The sequence below is a fragment of the Streptomyces sp. NPDC059853 genome, assembly GCF_042731495.1.
Taxonomy (GTDB): domain Bacteria; phylum Actinomycetota; class Actinomycetes; order Streptomycetales; family Streptomycetaceae; genus Streptomyces.
This window is the reverse complement of sequence record NZ_JBHWJL010000205.1, coordinates 1-9,554: the sequence shown is the minus strand read 5'-3', so window position 1 is coordinate 9,554 and position 9,554 is coordinate 1. Positions and strand designations below refer to the sequence as shown.

Annotated in this window: 5 protein-coding genes; 2 read left to right on the top strand and 3 right to left on the bottom strand. The window is 75.3% G+C overall.

Features of this window, described 5'->3' with window-relative positions:
- Window positions 1–156: 156 nt before the first annotated feature.
- Together ACFV5N_RS19725 and ACFV5N_RS19720 are read right to left on the bottom strand one after the other, a co-directional pair.
- A complete protein-coding gene (locus ACFV5N_RS19725) occupies window positions 157–1,803 on the bottom strand; it encodes a SpoIIE family protein phosphatase (protein WP_385601370.1) in 1,647 nt (548 codons plus the stop codon).
- Between the two features lie 61 nt (window positions 1,804–1,864).
- Window positions 1,865–3,232 (bottom strand): NAD(P)/FAD-dependent oxidoreductase, encoded by a 1,368-nt coding sequence (locus ACFV5N_RS19720; protein ID WP_385601367.1) that lies wholly within the window; start codon window positions 3,230–3,232, stop codon window positions 1,865–1,867.
- 223 nt (window positions 3,233–3,455) lie between these two features.
- Here ACFV5N_RS19720 and ACFV5N_RS19715 point away from each other — a divergent pair, with 223 nt between their 5' ends.
- Together ACFV5N_RS19715 and ACFV5N_RS19710 are read left to right on the top strand one after the other, a co-directional pair.
- Window positions 3,456–4,190 carry a helix-turn-helix domain-containing protein gene (locus tag ACFV5N_RS19715; RefSeq protein ID WP_385601365.1) on the top strand — a complete coding sequence of 245 codons (735 nt, stop codon included), beginning with the start codon at window positions 3,456–3,458 and terminating at the stop codon, window positions 4,188–4,190.
- Between the two features lie 129 nt (window positions 4,191–4,319).
- Window positions 4,320–6,251 (top strand): sigma-70 family RNA polymerase sigma factor, encoded by a 1,932-nt coding sequence (locus tag ACFV5N_RS19710; protein ID WP_385601362.1) that lies wholly within the window; start codon window positions 4,320–4,322, stop codon window positions 6,249–6,251.
- Here ACFV5N_RS19710 and ACFV5N_RS19705 read toward each other — a convergent pair.
- Window positions 6,238–9,554 (bottom strand): ATP-binding protein (locus ACFV5N_RS19705; RefSeq protein WP_385601359.1); only part of this gene is annotated, 3,317 nt, incomplete at its 5' end. The two genes, ACFV5N_RS19710 and ACFV5N_RS19705, sit on opposite strands and share 14 nt — an antisense overlap.

The following is a 9,554-nucleotide window of genomic DNA, read 5'->3' as shown; positions in this document are numbered from 1 at the left end:
TCGGACATGCCGAATAAGGCCCCTCACGGGTTCGATCTCTTACGAGTGGGTGCCGCTTCGGTGATCGTGTGACCGCCGGCGGCGAGACGTGCTGCTCCGCCTCCGTGGAGATTCCCTGGGGTGGACAGCTCGGAGTACGTTACGCGCCGACCCGCGTCACGTCAACTCGAACTCGGCCCACACGGCCTTGCCGCCCTCCGGCAGCCGCCGGGAGCCCCATTCCGTGGCGATCGTGGCCACCACCGCGATGCCCCGGCCGGTCTCGTCGGCCGCGTCCGCCTGCTGCCGGCGGGGCAGATGCTCGTCCCCGTCCGTCACCTCGACGATCAGCCGGCGGTCGGTCCTGCGCAGCCGCAGCCGCATCGGGGCCTTGCCGTGCTTGAGGGAGTTGCCGACGAGTTCGCTGGCGGTGAGCACACCCAGCTCGCGCAGTTCCTCGGGGAAGCGCCAGCTGGTGAGCACGCCCTCCGCGAAGGCGCGGGCCCGGGAGGCCGCCTCGACACCGCCCAGCAGTTCCAGGGCGGCGCCCCGGAAGAGGTCGGCCTCCTCGCCCTCCCGCTCGGGGCAGGCGAGCACCAGTACCGCCACGTCGTCGTCGTGGTCGCCGGTGATGCCCAGGGCGCGCAGCAGCCGGTCGCACACGATCTGCGGGCTGTCGCCCGAGCCGGCGAAGGCGCGCTCCAGGGCGGTGAGGCCCACGTCGATGTCGGCGTCGCGCCGCTCGACCAGGCCGTCCGTGTACAGCACGGCGCTGGCGCCCGGGCCGAACGGCACCGATCCCGAGGTGTGCAGCCAGCCCCCGGTGCCCAGCGGCGGGCCGGTAGGTCCGGTGACCCGCCGCACCTCGCCGTCGGCGTCGCGCACGATCAGCGGCAGATGGCCGGCCGAGGCGTACGTCAGCGTGCCCTCGTTGGGGTCGTAGACGGTGTAGGCGCAGGTCGCGATCTGGCTCGGGGCGATCTCGCCGGCCAGTCCGTCCAGCAGCTGGATCACCTCGTGCGGCGGCAGGTCCAGGCGCGCGTACGCCCGCACCGCCGTGCGCAGCTGGCCCATGACGGCGGCGGCGCGTACCCCGCGGCCCATCACGTCGCCGATGACGGCGGCGGTGCGGCCGGCGCCGAGGGTGATCACGTCGTACCAGTCGCCGCCGACCGCCGCGTCGATGCCGCCGGGCTGGTAGGTGGCGGCGACGCGCAGGTCGTCGGGCTGTTCGAGCTTCTGCGGCAGCAGGCTGCGCTGGAGGGTGACGGCGGCCTCGCGCTGGTGGCTCTCGCTCTCCCGCAGCCGTTCGGCCGAGGCGGCCTGGTCGGTGACGTCGGAGGCGAAGACCAGGACGCCGGTGGCGGTGGTGCCGTCCTCGGGGGTGAGGAGGTCGACCGGGGTGCAGGTGAAGGTGTACACGGCCTCCCCGCCGGCCGAGGCCACGCGGCGCGACTTCAGGGTGCGGGAGGTGCCGCTGCGCCGTACCTGGTCCATGAGGGGCAGCAGGCCGACGTCGACGAGTTCGCTGAGCGTCTCGCGGGCCGGGTTCCCGGCGGCGCGGGAACCGAAGGCGGTGGTGTACGCATCGTTGGTGTAGACGAGGCGGTGTTCCGCGCCGTGGACGACGGCGACCGGGGCGGGCACCGGGCCGAGCAGTTCGTGGACGGCGGCGGCGTCGACACCGCGCCCGCCGCCGGGCGCCGCGGGGGGCGTCGGCTGGGGCTCCGTGCGCGCCGCGGGAACACTGCCCGTCTCCGCGCGGGCCGCGGCGTTGCGCCGCTGCGCTCCGGGCAGCCGGATACTCCAGCGCGTCAAGTTCACTGCCATCCGATCATTCGTCGTCTTGTGTGAGCCGCCGCCCACCCATGGTCACATGCGGGCGTCAGGGGCGGTCCGGCCGGGGGGTGCCGCCGGCTGCCTCCTCGAACTCGGCTCGCGGATGTTCCAGGGAGCCGAGAGAGACAATCTCACGTTTGAACAATCCCGCAAGGGTCCATTCCGCGACGACGCGCGCCTTGCGGTTGATCGTGGGCATCTTGTTCAGATGGTATGTCCGGTGCATGAACCAGGCGGGAAAGCCTTTCAGCTTTCGTCCATACACCTGTGCGACCCCCTTGTGCAGTCCCAGCGATGCGACGGACCCCACATACGCGTGCCGGTAGGGCGTCACCGTACCGCCACGCAGCGTCGCCAGCACATTGCGCGCGATGTGCCGGCCCTGGCGCACCGCGTGCTGGCCGTTGGGGGCGCACAGCGCGGTCGGGTCGTCCGCGGTCAGGTCGGGCACGGCCGCGCTGTCGCCGGCCGCCCACACATGCGGGGTGTCCAGCACCCGCAGCTCGGCGGTGCAGCGGATCCGGCCCCGCTCGTCCAGCGGCACGCCGCAGTCGGCCAGCACCGGGTGCGGCTTGACCCCGGCGGTCCACACCAGGGTGCGGGTCGGGTAGCGGGAGCCGTCGCTGAGCACCGCCACCCGGTCCTCGACGGTCTCCAGCCGGGTGGAGAGCCGGATGTCGATGTTCCGGCCGCGCAGTTCCCGCACCGTGTACCGGCCCATCTCGGCCCCGACCTCCGGCAGGATCCGGTCGGTCGCCTCGATGAGCATCCATTTCTGCTCCTCCGGCCGCAGATTGGGGTAGTAGCGGCAGGCGTAGCGCGCCATGTCCTCCAGCTCCGCCAGCGCCTCGACCCCCGCGTACCCGCCGCCGACGAACACGAACGTCAGGGCGGCCTGCCGGATCGCGGTGTCCCGGGTGGAGGAGGCGATGTCGAGCTGTTCGAGGACGTGGTTGCGCAGCCCGATGGCCTCCTCCACGGTCTTGAAGCCGATGCCGTGCGCGGCGAGCCCGGGGATGGGGAGCACGCGGGAGACCGATCCGGGGGCGAGGACGAGTTCGTCGTAGCTGATCTCCAGGGCCGGCCCCCCGCTGTCGCGGGCGGCGGCGGTTCTGATGGTGGCCACCCGGCGGGCGGTGTCGATGGTGGTGACCTCACCGGTCACGAAGCGGCAGCGGTTGAGCACGCGGCGCAGCGGGACGACGACGTGCCGGGGGGAGATGTTCCCGGCGGCGGCTTCGGGGAGGAAGGGCTGGTAGGTCATGTACGGGTCGGGACTGACCATGGTCATGCGGACATCGCCGCGGCCCAGCTCGCGCCGCAGGTGCCGCTGGAGGCGGTGGGCGGTGTAGAGGCCCACCGAGCCGCCACCGATGATCAGGATGTGCGGGGGCTTCGTGGCGTCCTTGGTCACCTGTCCATGAGGCACGTGCCGGGGGGCTGTTGTCCACAGGTCGGACGCGACGCTGCGCCGAACGGGCGGTGGACGGGCCGGACGGTCGCGCTGCGCGGTCGCCGGGCTGCGGTGGGTGGCGGAGCCGTGGTTCTCAGTGCCGGTGGGCTCAACTATGTTCGGGGGACAGATGGCCGAGGGGCGTTCTGTAGGGGGGCGTCCGTGCTGACGGGGGTTGACGGACATGATGCGGACGGACGGCGAGAGCGGGCGGCGCGCGGGCGGTGGCCGGGCCGGCGGCTTACGGGTGGACGCGCAGCGCAATCTGCGCCATGTGCTGAGCGCGGCGCGCGACGTTTTCGGGGAGCAGGGCTACGGCGCGCCGATGGAGGAGGTGGCGCGCCGGGCCCGGGTGGGGGTCGGCACGGTGTACCGGCGGTTTCCCAACAAGGAGGCGCTGGTGCGGTACATCGCGGAGGAGCAGACGCGGTGGCTGACGGAGCGGGCGGCGGAGGCGCTGGCGGTGGCGTCGGCGGGGGAGCCGTGGCGGGGTCTGGAGGCGTTCGTCCGGGGGTCGGCGGCCTCGGGTTCGGGGCGGCTGCTGCCGCCGGAGCTGTGGTGGCTGTCCCCGGCCGGGGACGCGGGCGAGGACCGGGACGCGGAGCGGGTGCCGCGGCAGCGCGGGGGCGGGGAGCGCGCGGGGGACGGCGCGGGCGGCGCGGAGGGTCCGGCGGGCCAGGCGGGTCCGGCGGACCGGGCGGGCGGGGAGCGCCTGGGGGCGGCGGAACTGCTGCGTACGGTGGGGCAGTTGGTGGAACGGGCCCGGGCGGCCGGGGAGTTGCGGGCGGATGTGACGGTGGCGGACGTGATGCTGGTGATCGCCGCCGCGCCGCCGCGGCTCGCCGATCACGGGCGTCAAGAGGCGGCGTCGGAGCGGTTGTTGGAGGTTCTGCTGCGCGGGCTGCGCCCCGGTGTGTGACTGAAGTGTGTTCGCGCGACCGCTCGGAAGGGTGGTTCCGGGCTCAACTTTCACCGCAACGGGCCGAAGGTGTGGCAACCTGACCCCTGTCGCTGACACGTATGTCAATACCGGGGGGCTTTCCTTCGTATGAGTGCTGACGCCGGCGGGGCCCAGGAGAGTTCGGGAGAGCGCGAAGGGCTGGTGGAGGGCTCCAAGGTGCCCCGGCAGCGGGAGCCCGCCACGGCGGGCGGGCCGCCGGGCGCGCCGGCGGGCGAAACGGAGGACGGCGGTGCCGGAACGGGCACCGGCGCCGAGGACCGGACCGTGGGCCCGGCCGACATCGAGCTGGTCGAGCGGATGCGGCAGGGGGACGCGGCGGCGTACGACGAGTTGTACCGGCGGCACCGGGACGCGGTGCGCCGGTACGCCCGTACCTGCTGCCGGGACGCCGATACCGCGGACGATCTGACCAATGAGGTGTTCGCGGCCACGCTCCAGGCGGTACGGGGCGGCGCAGGGCCCGAGACGGCGGTGCGCGCGTATCTGCTGACGGCGGTGCGGCGGGTGGCCGCCGACTGGGCGCGCACCGCGCGGCGCGAGCACCTGGTCGAGGACTTCGCGGTGTTCGCGGTGTCGGCGACCGGGGCGCGGGCCGGCGACGAGGACACCCTCGACCTGGGCCCCGATGTGCTGGCGATGCGCGAGGCCGAGGCGTCGCTGGCCGTCCAGGCGTTCAGGTCGCTGCCGGAGCGCTGGCAGACCGTGCTGTGGCACACGGCCGTCGAGGAGGCGTCGCCGCAGGAGGTGGCCCCGCTGCTGGGGCTGACGCCGAACGCGACGGCGGTGCTGGCGCACCGGGCCAGGGAAGGGCTCAAGCAGGCGTACCTCCAGGCCCATGTCGGCCATGTGCGGGCGGACGACAGCGGGGACTGCGCGCGGTACTCCGACCGGCTCGGGGCGTTCGCCCGGGGCAAGCTGCGGATGCGGGCGGAGCGCGGGCTGCGCAAGCACCTGGAGGAGTGCGCCCGGTGCCGGCTGGCGGCCTCCGAGGTCAAGGACCTGAACGAGACGATCCGTACGGTGCTGCCGATCGCGGTCATCGGCTGGTTCGCGGCGGGCTCCTCGGGCAAGATCGGCGCGCTGCTGCTGGGGACCGGCGGGGCGGGCGCCTCGGCGAGCGCGGCGGCGGCGGCCGGCGGGGTCGGCGGGGCGGGCGCCAAGGCCGGTGGCGCGGCCGCCGCCGAGGGGTTCGGGTCCTCGGCGAAGGCCGGGGCCGCCACCGGGGTGGTGGTGGTCGCGGCGGCGGCCGTGCTGGCCCTGGCGCTGGTCGGCGGTCCGGGCGAGGAGCAGCCGCCGCGTGCGGCCGACCCGCCGCCGACCGCCCCGGTGATGCCGCCGGCCGCCGAGGAGCCCACCCCTGGCCCCGGGCCGGACCCCGAACCGGACCCGGAGCCGCCCGCTCCCGCCCCCGAGCCGGAGCCGGAGCCCGAGCCCGCCCCGGAGCCCGGACCCGTACCGGAACCCGAGCCCGACCCCGTACCGCAACCGCCCGCCCCGGAACCCGATCCGGAGCCGGAACCCCAGCCCGAACCGGAGCCGGAGCCCGAACCCGAGCCCGAACCGGAACCGGAGCCGGAGCCCGAGCCCGAGCCGTACCAGTTGCGCACGCTCGCCTTCGACCTGTTCAGCGACGGCACCGAGCCGGCGATCCGGCTCTGGCAGAGCGGCTGGGTGTGGCAGCGCGACGAGGTGTCGATCGGCGGGCGCGCCTATCCGCACGGCATCACGGTCGGCGGGCGTTCCTCGGTCACCATCGACCTGAACCGCGCCTGCGTCTCCTACCGCGCGGTGGCCGGGATGGACGACATGAACCTCGGCCAGGGCTCCGCGGTCTTCAGCGTGTACGGGGACGGCGCGCAGCTGTGGCGTTCGGACGTGATCCGTAGCGGGGACGCGGCGGTACCGGTGGAGGTGCCGCTGAACGGGGTGTCGGTCCTGCGGCTGGAGACCACACCGGACGGGCCGCTGAGCGCCCTGGCGCTGGCGGACTGGGCGCGGTCGGAGATCAACTGTCGCTGACCGGCAGCAGCGCGCCGAGGACGGCCAGTGTCTCGTTGACGTCCGTCAGCGGCGCCACGCCGGTGGCGCCGGGCCTGGCGGCGGCCGCGGCGCTGACCTCGCGCAGGACGCGCTCCTCCGGCGGGGTGAGCGGGAGGTCGCCGCGCAGGACGTGGACGCCGGCCAGCAGGCGGCAGGCGATGGCCGGTTCGCCGCCCACGGTGACCACGGCGGCGGCAGCCACCAGCAGTTGGCTCAGCAGCAGGTCGGGGCAGCCCATCAGGGTGCCGTAGGAGAGGGCGGTGTGCACCTCGGCGAGCGCGGTCCGCCAGGGCGCGCCCTCGGCGAGCAGCAGCCGGCTGGTGAGGATGCCCATGATCACCTGGAACATGGGGGTGGGGGTGCCGCCCTTGAGGTTGCTCACGGCGCGTTCGCGCAGGGCGCGGGAGGTGGCGGGGTCGCCGAGCTCCAGGGCCATGACGGCGCCCAGGTAGTCGGCGAGCCCGAGGCAGTCGCGCAGGCCGAGCCGCTGCGCGCGGTCGGAGGCCTCGTCGAGGAGTTCCCGGGCGCGGCGCGGGTCGCCCGCGTGGTGGAGCGCTTCGGCCAGCCGCACGGCGAAGAACGGGGTCTCGGCGTGCGCGCCGACCTCTTCGGCGATGCTGATCGCCTTGTCGAACTCGGCGGCGGCCGTGGGGTAGTCGCCGGTGAGGGAGGCGTAGTCGCCGCGCAGGCCACAGGTCTGGCAGCTGAGCCAGCGATCCCCCACCCGGTGGGCGAGCGCTTCGAGTTCGGCGAGGTCCGACAGGGCGCGAGGGGTGCGCAGTCCGCCCACGGCCTGCGCGCCCGGCACCTCCAGGGAGACCCGGAAGCGGAAGAGGAGCATGAGGGCCAGCTCCCACGACCGGTCCTCGGCGGGATCGTCCCGGCGCAGCAGGGTGATGGCCCTGGTCATGCGTGCGGCGACGGCCGGGAAGGTCTCACCGAGGAGGAAGCCGGTGAACGGCCACAGCATGCCGGGGAAGCGGAGGCCGCGTTCGGGCGCGGTCTCGCCGAACGCGGTGTACATGCGCCGGGCGTGGCGGTGCAGCGTCTCGTCGGTGACGTCGGGGCCGCCCGGCTGCTGGTCGGCGAGCAGGAAGGCGGACAGCAGCCGCAGTTCGAGCCGGTGGAGGTAGCCGGGGTCGTCGGGCCAGGGCTCGCCGGGGCCCGGGAGGGGGCGGTCGTCGTCGGCGGCGTGCGGGTCGAGTTCGAGGGCGAGCCGGATCCATTCCTGGCCCTCGGAGCGGTAGTTGCGCAGGTACCAGAACCAGCCCATGTGGAGGATGGCGCGTCCGGCGGTGTCGCGGTCGCCGGCCCGCAGGGCGCGGGAGAGGACGGCGCGGACGTTGTCCAGGTCGGCCTCGACCCGGGCCAGCCAGCCCAGTTGGGCGGGGCCGCGCAGCCGGGGGGTGGCCTCCTCCAGGAAGCGCAGGAGGTGGGCGGTGTGCCGGGCGCGGGTGGCGGCGCGGTCGGCGGGGTGTTCGGCGGCGCGTCCGGCGGCGTACTCGTGGATGGTCTCCAGCATGCGGTAGCGGACACCGGTGGCCGGGTCGGCGGTGTCGGCCAGCACGATGGACTTGTCGACGAGCGAGCCGAGGATGCCGAGGACCTGGTCGCGGGGGACGGTGGTGCCGTCGGCGAGGACGGCTTCGGCCGCCGGGAGCGTACAGCCGCCGGCGAACACCGACAGCCGGCGCAGGACGGTGCGTTCGGGCTCCTCCAGCAGGTCCCAGGACCAGTCGACGACGGCGCGCAGGGTCTGCTGCCGGGGCAGGACGGTGCGGGAACCGTTGGTGAGCAGCCGGAACCGGTCGTCCAGGCGGGCGGCGATCTGGCGCGCGGTGAGGGAGCGCAGCCGGGCGGCGGCGAGCTCGATGGCGAGCGGCAGGCCGTCCAGGCGGCGGCAGATCTCGGCGACGGCGGCGTCGTCGGCGGGGATGTCGCGGCGTACGGCGGCGCCGCGTTCGGTGAACAGCCGGTGGGCGGAGGGGAGGGGCAGGGGTTCGACGGGGCGGACGAGTTCGCCCGGGACGCCGAGGGGTTCGCGGCTGGTGGCGAGGACCGTGAGGTGGGGGCAGTGGGTGAGGAGGGTCTCGGCGAGGGTGGCGGCGGCCGTGATGAGGTGTTCGCAGTTGTCGAGGATGAGCAGCAGGCGGCGGCCCGCGCAGTACTCCAGGAGGCGTTCGGCCGGGTCGTGGTGCGGGTCGGTGCCGGAGCTGCCGCGCACCAGGGTGGTCTCGCGGCGGCCGAGTGCGGAGAGCACGGCGCCGGGGACGGCACCGGGCTGGTCGAGCTTGGCGAGTTCGGCGATCCACACCCCGTCGGGGTAGTCGGTGACGGTGAGGCCGGTGTGCTCGGCGAGCCGGGTCTTGCCGGAGCCGCCGGCCCCGGTGAGGGTGATGAGGCGGGCGTGGCGCAGGTCGGCGCGGAGGGCGGCGAGGTCGTGCTCGCGGCCGACGAAGCTGGTGAGCCGGGCCCGTACGTTGCCGCCGGAGGGCGGGGTGCCGGGCGGGCGGTCGGCGGGGGTGGCCGGGGTGGCCGGGGCGGCGGGCGTGTCCGGGGTGGGCGGCGGCGTCGCCGGTGCGGGGGGTGGGGCGAGGAGTTCGGCGTACAGGGCGGTCAGTTCGGGCCCCGGGGTGGTGCCGAGGCGGTCGGCGAGGGTGGTGCGGACGGTCTCGTACGCCGCGAGCGCCTGCGCCGGGCGCCCGGCGGCGCGCAGGGCGCGGATGTACAGGGCGTGCGCGGGCTCGTCGAGGGGGTCGGCGTCGATCAGCTCGCGCAGTTCCGGCAGCAGGGGTTCGGCGGGGCCGAGCGCGAGGTCCGCGGCGGCGCGGCGGCGGCGGGCGGTCCGGTGCAGTGCCTCCAGGCGGGCGGCGGCGGGGCGGCGGGCCGGCTCGGGGAGGTCGGCGAGGGCCGGCCCGCGCCACAGGGCGAGTGCCGTGCGCAGGGTGCGGGCCTCGGCGGCCGGGTCCTGGCGCTCGGCGGCGCGCACCAGGCGCTGGAAGCGGAAGAGGTCGATGGTGTCCGGGTCGGCGGCGAGCCGGTAGCCGGGCGGGGCGGCGCTGTAGACGACGGCGTCCCGGTGGCGGTCGCCGAGGGCGCGGCGGAGCCGGCCGACGAGGGCCTGGAGGGCGGCGGGCGCGTCGGCCGGGGGCAGCTCCCGGCCGGGGCCGGCGGCGGTGGCGTCGTCCGCCCAGATGTCGGCGATGAGGGTGTCGACGGGGACGGGTCCCGGCCGGTCGGCGCGCAGGGCGAGCGCGGTGAGCAGGGCGCGTACCCGGGGGC